We start from the raw sequence: 14,939 nt of genomic DNA on the forward strand, positions 1-14,939 counted from the left end.
GTTTAATGGCCGTACCGGTTCGGTGGGAAGCCGCATGGCGGCGCCGGGCTTTGCGGCGCTGCAACGTGAATCCGGCTGCCAGCGGGACTTTAGCCGCCATGGTGAGCGGGGTGGCTGGATCCGCGGGTGCGGCCGCCTGGTTCTGGTATCTCTTGATCTGTACAGTTGCCTCACTCTTAACTGTACGGTAAGGCGAGGTTCTGTCGACCGTATATTCTTTAAGCCGGACAGGGCCGCTACAGTGGCCGCATTCACCAGAATCACCTGACAACCCGGGCGGCGCCAGCCGCCGCCCAAGCCAATGCCAATTGCTCCTGAGGAGGATGTATGGATGCCGCCAAGACTGTGATCCCCGATCTCGATGCCCTGTGGATGCCGTTTACCGCCAACCGCCAGTACAAGGCGGCTCCGCGCCTGCTCGACTCCGCCAGCGGCATGTACTACACCTCGCATGACGGCCGCCAGATCCTCGACGGTTGCGCCGGCCTGTGGTGCGTCGCTGCCGGCCATTGCCGCCAGGAGATCGCGGACGCGGTCGCCCGCCAGGTGCAGACCCTGGACTACGCGCCACCGTTCCAGATGAGCCACCCGCTCACCTTCGAGGCCGCCACCAAGGTGGCCGCCATCATGCCGGCCGGGCTGGACCGCATCTTCTTCACCAACTCGGGCTCGGAATCGGTCGACACCGCGCTGAAGATCGCGCTGGCGTATCACCGCGCCCGTGGCGAAGGCCAGCGCACCCGCGTGATCGGACGTGAGCGCGGCTATCACGGCGTTGGTTTCGGCGGCATGGCGGTGGGCGGCATCGGCCCCAACCGCAAGGCCTTCTCGGCCAACCTGATGCCCGGCACGGACCACCTGCCGGCCACGCTGAATATTGCCGAGGCGGCTTACTCCAAGGGCCAGCCAACCTGGGGGGCGCACCTGGCCGATGACCTGGAACGCATCCTGGCGCTGCACGACCCGTCCAACGTGGCCGCCGTCATCGTCGAGCCGCTGGCCGGCTCGGCCGGCGTGCTGGTGCCGCCGGTGGGCTACCTGGAAAAGCTGCGCGAGATCACCAGCAAGCACGGCATCCTGCTGATCTTCGACGAGGTCATCACCGCCTTCGGCCGCCTGGGCGCGGCCACCGCCGCCGAGCGCTTCAAGGTCACGCCGGACCTGATCACCATGGCCAAGGCCATCAACAACGCCGCCGTGCCGATGGGCGCGGTAGCGGTGCGGCGCGAAGTGCACGACACCGTGGTCAATGCCGCGGCGCCGGGCGCCATCGAGTTCCTGCACGGCTACACCTATTCCGGCCACCCGCTGGCCATGGCCGCGGCCATCGCCACGCTGGATATCTACAAGAACGAGAACCTGTTCGGCCGTGCCGCCGAGCTGGCGCCGAAGTTCGAAGCAGCGGTGCATGGCGTGCGCGGCGCGCCCCATGTGAAGGACATCCGCAACCTCGGCATGGTCGCCGGCATCGAGCTGGAGCCGCGTCCCGGCCAGCCCGGCGCGCGTGGCTACGAGGCCTTCCTGAAATGCCTGGAGCGCGGCGTGCTGGTGCGCTTCACCGGCGATATCCTCGCTTTCTCGCCGCCGCTGATCATCACCGAGGCGCAGATCGAAGAGATGTTCGACACCGTGAAGAAGGTGCTGCAAGAACTGCAGTGATTACCGCGATTGCAGCGAATGCCGTGGCCGCGGAGACAAGACAAGGAACACTGACGTGAACATCGCAGAGAACCGGCAGATCGCCGACATTGCGCACTACATTGGCGGGACCGTGCGCGCCGCCTCGTCGGACCGGTTTGCCGACGTCTTCAACCCGGCCACGGGCGCCGTGGCCGGGCGCGTGGCGCTCGGCTCGGCGCAGGACGTGGATGCCGCCGTGGCTGCGGCCCACGCCGCGTTCCCGGCCTGGTCCGAGACCGCGCCGCTCAAGCGCGCGCGCATCCTGTTCAAGTTCAAGGAGCTGCTCGACCGCCACCATGACGACCTTGCCGCGCTGATCACGCGCGAGCACGGCAAGGTGTTCTCCGATGCCAAGGGCGAAGTCACCCGCGGCGTGGAGATTGTCGAGTTTGCCTGCGGCATTCCCAACCTGCTCAAGACCGACTTCACCGACAACATCGGCGGCGGCATCGACAACTGGAACCTGCGCCAGCCGCTGGGCGTGGTGGCCGGCATCACGCCGTTCAACTTCCCGGTGATGGTGCCGATGTGGATGTTCCCGGTGGCGCTGGCCTGCGGCAATACCTTCGTGCTCAAGCCGTCCGAGCGCGATCCTTCGCCCTCGCTGCTGATCGCAGATCTGCTCAAGCAGGCCGGCCTGCCGGATGGCGTGTTCAATGTGGTGCAAGGCGGCAAGGAAGCTGTCGATGCGCTACTGGCGCACAAGGACGTGCAGGCGCTGTCCTTCGTCGGCTCCACGCCGATCGCCGAGTACATCTACACCGAAGGCACCAAGCGCGGCAAGCGCGTGCAGGCCCTGGGCGGYGCCAAGAACCACMTGRTSGTGATGCCCGACGCCGACCTCGACCAGGCCGTSGACGCGCTGATCGGCKCYGSCTAYGGCTCGGCSGGCGARCGCTGCATGGCCATCTCGGTMGCCGTGGCGGTGGGCGATGTCGCCGACAAGCTGGTGCCGCGCCTGGCCGAACGCGCGCGCGCGCTGAAGATCCGCAACGGCATGGAAGACGATGCCGAGATGGGCCCGCTGGTGACCGCCGCGCACAAGGCCAAGGTAGAGGGCTATATCGCCAAGGGCGTGGAAGAGGGCGCCAAGCTGGTGACCGACGGCCGCGGCCACAAGGTCGAGGGTCACGAAGACGGTTTTTACGTGGGCGGCACGCTGTTCGACAACGTCACGCCGGACATGAGCATCTACAAGGAAGAGATCTTCGGCCCGGTGCTGTCGGTGGTGCGCGTGCATGACCTGGCCGAAGCGGTGGACCTGATCAACGGCCACGAGTACGGCAACGGCGTGTCCTGCTACACCAGCGACGGCGGCGTGGCACGTGCGTTCTCGCGCCAGATCCAGGTAGGCATGGTGGGCATCAACGTGCCGATCCCGGTGCCGATGGCATGGCACTCGTTCGGCGGGTGGAAGCGCTCGCTGTTTGGCGATCATCATGCTTATGGGGAGGAAGGTATTCGGTTCTACACGCGGTACAAGAGCATCATGCAGCGCTGGCCTGACAGCATTGGGAAGGGGGCGGAGTTTACGATGCCGGTGGCTAAGTGAGGGTATTGGGGGCGGATTGATGATGGGGTGTTTGGGTTGTTGCTAGTTTCTTTGGGCGGTGTTGGTTTTTGTACCCAAGGGCCATACGACGTTGCCCTGCGGGGTTGGTCGCTGTCTCTTTGAGCGGCGTTGGTTTTTGAACCCAAGAGCCATACGACATCCCCCTGCGGGGGCTGCCGGTCACTTTTCTTTGACCGGCAAAGAAAACTAACGAAAAGAAAGCCGCCCTGCCGGGAGCAGAGCAATAAGGCTGTTTGGGCGTCTGTGGTTGCGTCGTACGGCCCGGAGTGTTGGCTAGCGGATTCTACCGGCCCAAAGGACATCGCTACGGCATGACCCATTGGTTACGTSGTGCRGCCCCTGACCTCGYWTGCGGTGACCRTTCCCRCATCTGCCGTTCGCGGGGCGAAGTGCTGCGCCGTTTCGGGTGTGGCTGGTTTCGTGGTTTTGTCTCGGAGGRCRAGCGCYGTGAGGTGCGAGCGCGGCCCCCGCKRACGGGCCACGGTGCCCACCACGAAACCAGGGGGCGATAGCAAGGTGCCGCCCGCGCCGGTGCGGCAGGGCATCAAATACCCCGGTGCTAGCCGCCAGAGACAAAACCACGAAACCACTAAAGCAGGCAGGATCGTGGTGCTACGCACCGCGAACGGCAGATGCCCGAACGCTCACCGAGCAAAGCGATGAGGGGCACCACCACGTGACCATCGGGTCATGAAATTACGATGCCCTTCGGGCCGGTAAGGCACGCCAGCCAACACTCCGGGCCATACGACGCAACCACCGAGGCAAAAACAGCCTGATTGCTCTGCTCCCGGCAGGGCGGCTTTCTTTTCGTTAGTTTTCTTTGCCGGTCAAAGAAAAGTGACCGGCAGCCCCCGCAGGGGGATGTCGTAGGGCACTTGGGTGCAAACGCCATCGCCGATCAAAAAAACAGCGACCAACCCCGCAGGACGATGTCGTATGGCACTTGGGTGCAAAAACCATCGCCGATCAAAAAAACAGCGACCAACCCTGCAGGACGATGTCGTATGGCACTTGGGTGCAAACGCCATCGCCGATCAAAAAAACAGCGACCAACCCCGCAGGACGATGTCGTATGGCACTTGGGTGCAAAAACCATCGCCGCCCAAAGAAACACGGACCATCCCGAAAGTGACGAATCCGCCCACCCCATCACGCTAAAATACGCCGCTTTTCAAAGCCGCCCAGCGCGCCAGGAGTACCCGCCGATGAGTCTGTTCCGCACCAAGAACATCGAGGCCATGCTGGCCGCCGCCCGCGATGATGGCCTGAAAAAGGTGCTCGGTCCCGTCGACCTGATCCTGATGGGCATCGGCGCCATCATCGGCACCGGCATCTTCGTGCTGACGGGCACCGGCGCGCTCACGGCGGGCCCGGCGCTGACTGTCTCCTTCGTGATCGCGGCACTGGCCTGCGGGTTTGCCGCGCTCTGCTACGCCGAGTTCGCGTCCGCGATCCCCGTCTCCGGCTCCATCTACACCTACAGCTACGCCACGCTCGGCGAGATCGTGGCGTGGATGATCGGCTGGGACCTGCTGCTTGAGTACGGCCTTGCGACCTCGGCCGTGTCGGTGGGCTGGTCGGGCTATTTCCAGTCGCTGATAGCGGGCTTCGGCATTCACCTGCCGGTCATGCTCACCGCCGCACCCGGTGCCGTGCCGGGTGTGCAGACGCTGTTCAACCTGCCGGCTGCCGCGATCATGCTGCTGATCACCTGGGTCGTGTCCTACGGCGTGCGCGAGTCGGCGCGCCTGAACAACGTGATGGTGGCCATCAAGATTGCGGTGGTGCTGCTCTTCATCGGGGTGGGCGTGTGGCACGTCAAGCCGGCCAACTGGCATCCGTTCGCGCCGTTTGGGCTGGAAGGCGTCTTCAATGCGGCCGCGCTGGTGTTCTTCGCCTTTATCGGCTTCGACGCAGTGACTTCGGCCGCAGAGGAAGTGCGCAACCCGCGCCGCGACTTGCCGATCGGCATCATTGGCTCGCTGGCGGTCTGCACCGTGCTGTACGTGACGGTGGCGGCCATCATGACCGGCATCGTGCCCTTCGCCAAGTTCGCGGGCATCGATCATCCGGTATCGCTGGCGCTGCAGTACGCGGGCGAGAACTGGGTGGCGGGATTCGTGGATCTTGGCGCCATCCTGGGCATGACCACGGTGATCCTGGTGATGACCTTCGGCCAGACCCGCATCATCTTTGCCATGTCGCGCGACGGGCTGCTGCCGGAGCGGCTGTCGAAGGTGCATCCGGTGCATGCCACGCCGTTCTTCGCCACGTGGACGGTGGGCATCGTGTTTGCCTTCATCGCGGCTTTCGTGCCGCTCAATGTGCTGGCGGAGCTGATCAATATCGGCACGCTGTCCGCCTTCACGCTGATCTCGGTGGCGGTGCTGGTGCTGCGCAAGACACGGCCGGACCTGCCACGCGCCTTCCGCTGCCCGGGCGTGCCGGTGGTGCCACTGCTGTCGGTGGGCTTTTGCCTGTTCCTGATGGCCCACCTGCAGCCGCTGACCTGGGTGGCCTTCCTGGCGTGGCTGGCGATTGGCCTGGCGATCTACTTCCTCTACGCGCGCCGCAACGCGGTGCTGCACGGCGGCGCCTGACGCCGCCTGCGGTTACCCTTCGCGCGCGCCGGCTTCTTGCAGGAAGGCCAGCGCGCGTGGCTCCTCGACAAAGGCGGAGTTGATGCGGATCCAGGCCGAGCCCTCGCCGCCCGGCCGGAAGTAATTGCCAGGCGCCAGCGTCACCCCATGCCGCTCGGCCAGGGTCACCAGCTCGCGCGAATCCTCGATCCCGCGCGTACGAGCCCACAGGAAATTGCCGCCCGCTGGCTCGCAATACACTTCCCAGCCGGCGTCGCCCAGGTGCTGCACCGCGCGCGCGGTGGCCTGGCGCACCCGCAGCCGCAGCCGCTCCATGTATTTGCGGTAGGCGCCGCGCTCCAGCAGCGCCGCCGTCACGCTCTCCGCGAAATGCGAGCCCGCTACGCTGGTTAGCACCTTCACATCCACCAGGTCCTTCACCAGCGCCTTGTCGGCCACAAGGTAGCCCACGCGCAGCGAGGCCGACACCGTCTTGGAAAAACCGCCGATGTAGATCACGTGCTCGAGCTGGTCCAGCGTGGCCAGCCGGTCCGTGTAGTTGGTCTGGAAGTCCGAGAAGATATCGTCCTCGACAAAACGGAAGCCGTGCCGGCGCGCCAGCTCCAGCAGGCGGAACGCCACCGGCGGCGAGAGGGTCGAGCCGGTCGGGTTCTGCAGCACGCTGTTGGTGAAGAACAGCTTAGGCTTGTGCTCGCGCAGCAGCGCTTCGGCGGCGTCCGGGTCGGGCCCGTTGCGGGTTTGCGGCACCCCCACCAGCCGCACCCCGTGCAGGCGCAGCAGGCCGAACAGGTTGTAGTAGCCAGGATCCTCCACGAACACCGTATCGCCCGGCTTGAGCAGGCGCCGCACCACCAGGTCCAGCGCCTGGCTGGCGCCCGTGGTGATCAGCACCTGCGGCAGCTCCGCTGCGATGCCGAGCTGCCGCACGCGGGTCAGCACATGCTGGCGCAGCTCCGGGCTGCCCATCGGCGTGGCGTAGTGGATCACGCTGTTGATGTCGTTGCGCGAGACTTGGCGGATGGCCTGGGTCAGCCCCTCCACGTCGCGCCAGCTCTCGGGCACGAAGCCGCCCGCCAGCTTGAGCGTGGCGCTGGGATGGTTGAACTGCTCCAGGATATGGTCCGACAAATCCTCCGCCAGACGCGGGTCCGACCAGCCATTGGCGCCGCGCGCCAGCAGCGGGCTGTCCGCGACGAAGAAGCCCGACCCGTGGCGGGAATCGAGCAGGCCCTGCGAAACCAGCCGGTCATAGGCCTCGATCACCGGAAAACGGCTGATGCCATGCTCCGCCGCGAGCTGCCGGATCGACGGCAGGCGCGCGCCGGGGCGCACCTCGCGCGCGCTGATCCAGGCCTTGACCTCGTTGACGATCTGGTCGGTCAGGGGCACGCCGGTGGCGGGAACGAGGGTCAGCTTCATCGGCAGGGTGCAGGGGGAAGTGTCAGGAAAAACTACTGAACAGTTCATGTCAAACTGTTCGCAACTGTTCATGGGATTGTAGTTTGCGCTGTGAATAATGGAAGGCATGCGGCAGAAGTGCCGGCACTGGCCGGGCCGGCGGGCACGAGAGACATGGCCGCAATGCAGAACAGGAGTGATGAAATGCGCGAACTAAGGATCTTCGAATTCGATGAACTGGGCCAGCCGGTGAGCTGGCGCGCCCGCGAAGGCCAGCGCGTGAAGGCGGTCGAAGGCCGCCTTTGGCTCACGGTGGAAGGCCACCACGCGGATATCTGGCTGCTGCCGGGAGCCGTCTTTGCGCTGCCTGCCGGCGCCCGGGTATGGTTGTCCGGCGAAAGCGAGGGCGCGCGCTTCACGCTGGCCGAGACGCCGGCCCCGTCGTCGTGGCGCTGGCTGGGCGGGCTGGCGAGTGCGCTGAAGCGCCGCTTTGGCGAGCGCCGTGGCTCAGGTGCCGGCCAGTGCCCGGAACCGGGCCTCTGAGAGGATCCCGGCCGGACCGCGCGCAGCGCGTGTCCGGTCATCCCGCTCCCATCCGTATTGGTAGAAGCCTGGCCAAGTGTCTGGTCATGCGCTCGCCAGAATGCCGTTTGCCGGCATCGAACTCCCCCGATGCCTCGCTCCCTCCCTCCACATCGTCGCGCCAACTATGCGAGGATGTTCATGTGGCTGGCCGCGCCGCGCCGAGCGGCAATCGGCGCCGCCGTGGATTGATTGCCGTTAACGTAAACGTCATATAATCAAGCCGTTGCGCCGGCACTAGCCAGACCGCTCGCGTGTTAGATCCGAGCCGCCTCCAGAGCGGCAGCCATGGACGTCATGCGGCCAGCCAGAACACCGAACGTGGTGGAGACAATGACCGATCTTTCCGATGTGCAGAAGGGCGCTCAACCCGGCGCTCCCCATCAGGCGCAGGGACCGAAAGGGCCCGTCAACAAGGTGCGCTTCGTCACCGCAGCCTCGCTGTTCGACGGCCACGACGCTTCCATCAACATCATGCGGCGCATCTTGCAGTCCTCGGGCTGCGAGGTGATCCATCTCGGGCATAACCGCTCAGTGGACGAGGTGGTCAGCGCGGCCTTGCAGGAAGACGTGCAGGGCATCGCCATCTCTAGTTACCAGGGCGGCCACGTCGAGTATTTCAAGTACATGGTGGACCTGCTGCGCCAGCGCGGCGGCGAGCACATCCAGTTGTTCGGCGGCGGCGGCGGCGTGATCGTGGCGGACGAGATCCGCGAGTTGCAAGCCTACGGCGTGGCGCGGATCTTCAGCCCGGAAGACGGCCAGCGCCTGGGCCTGGCCGGCATGATCGCCGACATGGTGCAGCGCTGCGATATCGACCTGGCGCGCTATGCCCCCACCACGCTCGATGCGATGAAGGGCGGCGACCGCCGCGCGCTCGCGCAGCTGATCACGGCACTGGAAAACGGCAAGGCGGATCCCGCGCTGGCCGACGCGCTGCGCGCCGAGGCTGCCAAGGTGAAGACGCCCGTGCTCGGCATCACCGGCACTGGCGGCGCGGGCAAATCCTCGCTGACCGATGAGCTGATCCGCCGCATCCGGCTGGACCAGCGCGATGCGCTGTCCATTGCGGTGATCTCGATCGACCCGTCGCGCCGCAAGTCCGGCGGCGCGCTGCTGGGCGACCGCATCCGCATGAACGCGATCAACCACCCGCACATCTTCATGCGCTCGCTGGCCACGCGCGAGGCCGGCTCGGAGATCTCGCGGGCGCTGCCCGATGTGCTGGCGGCCTGCAAGGTGGCCGGCTTCGACCTGATCATCGTCGAGACCTCGGGCATCGGGCAGGGAGACGCCGCCATCGTTGCGCACGTGGACCTGTCGCTCTACGTGATGACGCCCGAGTTCGGCGCCGCCAGCCAGCTCGAGAAGATCGACATGCTGGACTTCGCGGATTTTGTCGCCATCAACAAGTTCGACCGCAAGGGCGCGCAGGACGCGTGGCGCGATGTGGCCAAGCAGGTGCAGCGTAACCGCGAGCAGTGGCATGCCAGGCCCGAGGAGATGCCGGTGTACGGCACCCAGGCGTCGCGCTTCAACGACGACGGCATAACCATGCTCTACCAGGGCCTGCGCGAAGCGCTGTGCGCGCGCGGCATGCGTGCGCCGGCCGGTGTGCTGCCGCAGTTGAGCGGGCGCGTCTCCACCGGCCAGAACGTGATCGTCCCGCCGGCGCGCAACCGCTACCTGGCCGAGATCGCCGACACGGTGCGCGCTTATCATCGCCGCGTGGATGCGCAAAGCCGGCTGGCGCGCGAGCGCCAGCAACTGCGCGAGGCGCGCCGCATGCTGCTGGCGGCCTCCGGGCAAGAAGACCAGGGCGAAGCGCTGCAGGCGCTCGCCGCCGAACGCGACGCCGCGCTCGGCGCGCAGGAGCGCAAGCTGCTGGCGATGTGGCCGGAGATGCGCAAGGCCTACAGCGGCGACGAATACGTGGTGAAGATCCGCGACAAGGAAATCCGCACCACGCTCACCACCACTACCATGTCCGGCACCACGGTGCGCAAGGTGGTGCTGCCACGCTTCGAGGACGATGGCGAAGTGCTCAAGTGGCTGCTGCGCGAGAACGTGCCTGGCAGCTTCCCCTACACCGCAGGCGTGTTCGCCTTCAAGCGCGAGAACGAAGACCCCACCCGCATGTTTGCCGGCGAGGGCGATGCCTTTCGCACCAACCGCCGCTTCAAGCTGGTCTCCGAGGGCATGGACGCCAAGCGCCTGTCCACCGCCTTCGATTCGGTCACGCTGTACGGCGAGGACCCGCACACACGCCCGGACATCTACGGCAAGGTCGGCAACTCGGGCGTGTCGATCGCCACGCTCGACGACATGAAGGTGCTGTACGACGGCTTCGATCTCACCAGTCCGTCGACCTCGGTGTCGATGACCATCAACGGGCCCGCGCCCACCATCCTGGCGATGTTCATGAACACCGCCATCGACCAGCAGCTCGACAAGTTCCGCGCCGATAACAGCCGCGAGCCCACCGCCGACGAGGAAGCCAAGATCCGCGCGTGGGTGCTGCAGAACGTGCGCGGCACGGTGCAGGCCGATATCCTCAAGGAAGACCAGGGCCAGAATACCTGCATCTTCTCGACCGAGTTCTCGCTCAAGGTGATGGGCGATATCCAGGCGTACTTCGTCCATCACCAGGTGCGCAATTTCTACTCGGTGTCGATCTCCGGCTATCACATCGCGGAGGCCGGGGCGAACCCGATCTCGCAGCTGGCGTTTACGTTGTCCAACGGCTTCACCTATGTGGAGGCGTACCTGGCGCGCGGCATGCATATCGATGACTTCGCGCCTAACCTGTCGTTCTTCTTCTCCAACGGCATGGACCCGGAATACAGCGTGCTGGGCCGCGTGGCGCGCCGCATCTGGGCGGTGACGCTGCGCGACAAGTACGGCGCCAACGAACGCAGCCAGAAGCTCAAGTACCACATCCAGACTTCCGGCCGCTCGCTGCACGCGCAGGAGATCGACTTCAACGATATCCGCACCACGCTGCAGGCGTTGATCGCCATCTACGACAACTGCAATTCGCTGCACACCAACGCGTACGACGAAGCCATCACCACGCCCACCGGCGAATCGGTGCGCCGCGCGCTGGCGATCCAGCTCATCATCAACCGCGAGTGGGGCGTGGCCAAATGCGAGAACCCCAACCAGGGCAGCTTCCTGATCGATGAGCTGACCGACCTGGTGGAAGAAGCGGTGATGCAGGAGTTCGAGCGCATCGCCGAGCGCGGCGGAGTGCTTGGCGCGATGGAGACGGGCTACCAGCGAGGCAAGATCCAGGACGAATCGCTGTACTACGAGCAGCGCAAGCATGACGGCACGCTGCCCATCATCGGCGTCAATACGTTCCGCAATCCCGATGGCGACGCGACGCCGCGATCGCTCGAACTGGCGCGTTCCAGCGAAGAGGAGAAGCAGGGGCAGCTTGCGCGGCTGGCGGACTTTCACGCCCGTCACGCGGATGCGGCGCCGGCCATGCTGCAGCGGCTGCGCCAGGCCGTGATCGACAACGACAACGTGTTTGCGGTGCTGATGGACGCGGTGCGCGTGTGCTCGCTCGGGCAGGTCACGCATGCATTGTTTGAGGTGGGAGGCCAGTACCGCCGCAATATGTGATCCGTGAGCCAGGGGCTGTCTCGTGCGAGGCCCCTGCGTTAAACTTGACGTTTGCGCCAGCCGCGTCGCCTTGCGGACAGCGAGCGCCAGCGAAGATCAAGACCAAGACCAATCAGGAGTACCGTGTACGATCCCAACAATATCTTCGCCCGCATCCTGCGTGGCGAATTGCCTTGCAACAAGGTGTATGAAGACGCCGACACCATCGCCTTCATGGACATCATGCCGCAGTCGGACGGCCACGTACTGGTGGTGACCAAGGAACCCGCCGCCGAGCTGTTCGACCTTTCCGACGCTGGTGCCGAAGCCGCCATCCGCACCACCAAGCGCGTCGCCCGCGCGGTGCGCGCCGCCTTCTCGCCGGACGGTATCTCGATCGGCCAGTTCAACGGCGCCGCCGCGGGCCAGACCGTGCCGCACGTGCATTTCCACATCGTGCCGCGCTACGCCGAGCGCACCCTGCGCGGCCACGGCAGCGACATGCAGGATCCGGAAATCCTCAGCCAGCACGCCGAGCGCATCATCGCCGCGCTGGGCGAAGCCTGAGCAGATACCTCGGTGCGCCGTGACCGCAGCGCGCCACGCCAGAATCAAGCAACCAGCAACAAGGAAGACAAGATGGGAATCAGGACAGTTGGCATCGTAGGCGCCGGTACCATGGGCAACGGCATCGCGCAAGCGTGCGCGGTGGTGGGCCTGGACGTAGTGATGGTGGACATCAGCGACGCAGCGGTGAACAAGGGCATCGCCACCGTGGGCAGCAGCCTGGATCGCCTGATCAAGAAAGACAAGATCAGCGAAGCCGACAAGGACGCCGCACTCGCGCGCATCAAGGGCTCCACGTCTTATGACGCGCTCAAGGCCGCCGACATCGTGATCGAAGCCGCCACCGAGAACTTCGACCTCAAGGTCAAGATCCTCAAGCAGATCGATAGCATCGTCGGCGACAACGTGATCGTCGCGTCCAACACCTCGTCGATCTCGATCACCAAGCTGGCCGCCGTCACCAGCCGCCCGGGCAACTTCATCGGCATGCACTTCTTCAACCCGGTGCCGATGATGGCCCTGGTGGAGCTGATCCGCGGCCTGCAGACCAGCGATGCCACGCACGCGCTGGTGGAAGAACTGTCGAAGAACCTCGGCAAGTACCCCATCACCGTGAAGAACAATCCGGGCTTTGTGGTCAACCGGATTCTCTGCCCGATGATCAATGAGGCGTTCTGCGTACTGGGCGAAGGCCTGGCGTCGCCGGAAGAAATTGACGAAGGCATGAAGCTGGGTTGCAACCACCCGATCGGCCCGCTGGCGCTGGCTGACATGATCGGCCTGGATACGATGCTGGCGGTGATGGAGGTGCTGTACACCGAATTTGCCGACCCGAAATACCGCCCGGCCATGCTGATGCGCGAAATGGTGGCGGCGGGCTATCTCGGCCGCAAGACGGGCCGCGGTGTGTACGTCTACAGCAAGTAATATTGACGCAGTCAAAGAGGCAAAGTCCTCCTCTCCCGCGGGGAGGGGGATGCTAGAAGAGCTGGCTACGGAGCGATCCGCCGCCAGCTTTTTTTTCGCTCGCGGCACGCTCGTTTTGGCTCCCGGGTATTTGCTGTTTTCTCACCCAATAAATAAGAATCGATATCATTAATTATTTTTTGGAACGATCGTATTAAAAAATATTGTCAAGCCTGTGAGGATAAAAAATCGGTGGCGGCTGAGAGAAATCAGTTTTGATTCCAGTAAAACCGGTTGAATGGCTTCATTGATCCCTAATCGCTAAAGCTTTGTAAGGATATTCCCGTAAACGCGGATATGCACTACGCGCCGCCGCAGTCGTGGCACTGCCTGTGCGTCGCGCGTGCTTTGGAAAACCGATGGGGAATCTTTATGCGCAACAACCAACCCGTCTCGCAGCGCGAATACGAACTGCCTGAGAATGCGACGCTGATGTCGACCACCGACACCGAAAGCCGCATTGCCTATGCCAACGCGGCCTTCGTCGATGTCAGTGGTTTCACACGCGAGGAAATCCAGGGCCAGCCCCACAATATCGTGCGGCACCCGGATATGCCGGCCGAGGCGTTCGCCGATATGTGGGCCACGCTCAAGAGCGGCGAGCCCTGGACGGCGCTGGTGAAGAACCGGCGCAAGGACGGCGACCATTACTGGGTACGCGCCAACGCCATGCCGCTTGTGCGCAACGGCAAGCCGGTGGGATACATGTCGGTGCGCACCAAGCCCTCGCGCGAGGAAATTGACGCCGCCGGGCGGCTTTACCAGGACTTCCGCGAGGGTAGTGCCGGCCAGCGGCGTTTTCACAAGGGCCTGATCATTCAGGGCGGCTGGAAGCGGTGGGCGTCGGCCTTCAAGACCATGCCGGTGCGCTGGCGCATCCGCGGCGCACTGGCGACCTTGCTGCCGGCCTCGGTCATTGGCGCGGCTACGCTTGGCATGGGCGGGATGCCGCTGGCCGGCCTGGGCGGCATCGTCGCCGCCATGCTGATGCTGGTCTCCGGCTGGCTGGAGGCGCAGATCTCGCGGCCGCTGGAGCGGGTCATGGAACAGGCCCTGCGCGTGGCGTCCGGCGAAAGCCAGCAGGTCGAGCATATGGACCGCGTGGACGAGATCGGCATGACGCTGCGCACGATCAGCCAGCTTGGCCTGATGTTCCGCTGGCTGATCGATGACGTGAGCGAGCAGGTGCTGAACGTGCAAGGCGCAAGCAGCGAGATCGCGCAGGGCAATAGCGACCTGAGCTTGCGTACCGAGCAGGCGGCATCCAACGTACAGGATACGGCGTCGTCGATGACGCAGATGACGGCCACGGTCAGGAGCAATGCCGAAACCGCGGCCCAGGCAAACGCGTTGTCCGGCTCCGCCAGCAGCGAGGCCGCCAAGGGTGGCGAGGCAATGTCGCAGGTGGTGGCGACCATGGAGGAAATCAGCAGCAGCTCGAAGCGGATCGCCGACATCATCAGCGTSATCGACGGCATCGCGTTCCAGACCAATATCCTCGCGCTGAATGCCGCGGTGGAAGCCGCGCGGGCCGGGGAACAGGGCAGGGGCTTCGCGGTGGTGGCCGGTGAGGTGCGGGGGCTCGCGCAGCGCAGCGCCAGCGCGGCCAAGGAGATCAAGGCGCTGATCGGCGCCAGCGTGGACAAGGTCGATTCGGGGGCCCAGCTGGTCAATGACGCCGGCCAGACCATGGACAACATCGTGGCCCAGGTCAGGCGCGTCTCCGACCTGATTGCCGAGATCAGCCTGGCTACGTCCGAGCAGAGCGCGGGCATCAGCCAGGTTGGCGATGCCATCGGCGACCTCGACCGCATCACCCAGCAGAACGCGGCGCTGGTGGAGCAGAGCGCGGCCGCCGCACAGAGCCTGAAACAGCAGGCCAACCGGCTGGTGGAAGCGGTCGGCGTATTCCGTTGACTGCGCGCCACGCCGCATCGGGCCAAGCCGCAAGGTGGCCGCGA

The 14,939-nt window shown here is 65.0% G+C and carries 9 protein-coding genes; 8 read left to right on the forward strand and 1 reads right to left on the reverse strand.

Translation table 11 applies throughout. From position 1 onward, the window contains the following. The first annotated feature begins 327 nt into the window (after nt 1-327). From AB4061_RS06950 to AB4061_RS06960, 3 genes are all read left to right on the forward strand, one after another. A complete protein-coding gene (locus tag AB4061_RS06950) occupies nt 328-1,659 on the forward strand; it encodes an aspartate aminotransferase family protein (RefSeq protein ID WP_174428040.1) in 1,332 nt (443 codons plus the stop codon). Between the two features lie 55 nt (nt 1,660-1,714). Further along, nucleotides 1,715-3,232: a CoA-acylating methylmalonate-semialdehyde dehydrogenase gene (locus AB4061_RS06955; RefSeq protein WP_441632193.1), complete on the forward strand. Its 1,518-nt coding sequence runs from the start codon at nt 1,715-1,717 to the stop codon at nt 3,230-3,232. A 1,229-nt stretch (nt 3,233-4,461) separates the two neighbouring features. After that, a complete protein-coding gene (locus AB4061_RS06960; RefSeq protein ID WP_441632195.1) occupies nt 4,462-5,856 on the forward strand; it encodes an amino acid permease in 1,395 nt (464 codons plus the stop codon). A 12-nt stretch (nt 5,857-5,868) separates the two neighbouring features. Here AB4061_RS06960 and AB4061_RS06965 read toward each other — a convergent pair whose 3' ends face one another. Next, on the reverse strand, nt 5,869-7,275 hold the full coding sequence (locus AB4061_RS06965) for an aminotransferase-like domain-containing protein (RefSeq protein ID WP_441632197.1): 1,407 nt from the start codon (nt 7,273-7,275) through the stop codon (nt 5,869-5,871). Nucleotides 7,276-7,458: 183 nt separating this feature from the next. On the opposite strand from AB4061_RS06965, the gene AB4061_RS06970 reads away from it, so the two are divergent. The 5 genes from AB4061_RS06970 to AB4061_RS06990 all read left to right on the forward strand — a co-directional run bounded on the left by AB4061_RS06970 (nt 7,459) and on the right by AB4061_RS06990 (nt 14,895). Continuing rightward, complete coding sequence (locus AB4061_RS06970) at nt 7,459-7,797, forward strand: DUF2917 domain-containing protein (protein ID WP_441632199.1); 339 nt, start codon at nt 7,459-7,461, stop codon at nt 7,795-7,797. Between the two features lie 372 nt (nt 7,798-8,169). Continuing rightward, a complete protein-coding gene (gene icmF / locus AB4061_RS06975; protein WP_441632201.1) occupies nt 8,170-11,466 on the forward strand; it encodes a fused isobutyryl-CoA mutase/GTPase IcmF in 3,297 nt (1,098 codons plus the stop codon). Nucleotides 11,467-11,589: 123 nt separating this feature from the next. Then, a complete protein-coding gene (locus AB4061_RS06980; protein WP_441632202.1) occupies nt 11,590-12,012 on the forward strand; it encodes an HIT family protein in 423 nt (140 codons plus the stop codon). A gap of 72 nt (nt 12,013-12,084) precedes the next feature. After that, nucleotides 12,085-12,939, forward strand: coding sequence for a 3-hydroxybutyryl-CoA dehydrogenase (locus AB4061_RS06985; RefSeq protein WP_150989583.1), 855 nt, complete (start codon nt 12,085-12,087; stop codon nt 12,937-12,939). A 411-nt stretch (nt 12,940-13,350) separates the two neighbouring features. Continuing rightward, on the forward strand, nt 13,351-14,895 hold the full coding sequence (locus tag AB4061_RS06990) for a methyl-accepting chemotaxis protein (RefSeq protein ID WP_441632205.1): 1,545 nt from the start codon (nt 13,351-13,353) through the stop codon (nt 14,893-14,895). The last annotated feature ends 44 nt before the right edge of the window (nt 14,896-14,939 follow it).

Origin of the sequence: Cupriavidus sp. YAF13, assembly GCF_052113425.1 — a bacterium.
GTDB lineage: Bacteria > Pseudomonadota > Gammaproteobacteria > Burkholderiales > Burkholderiaceae > Cupriavidus.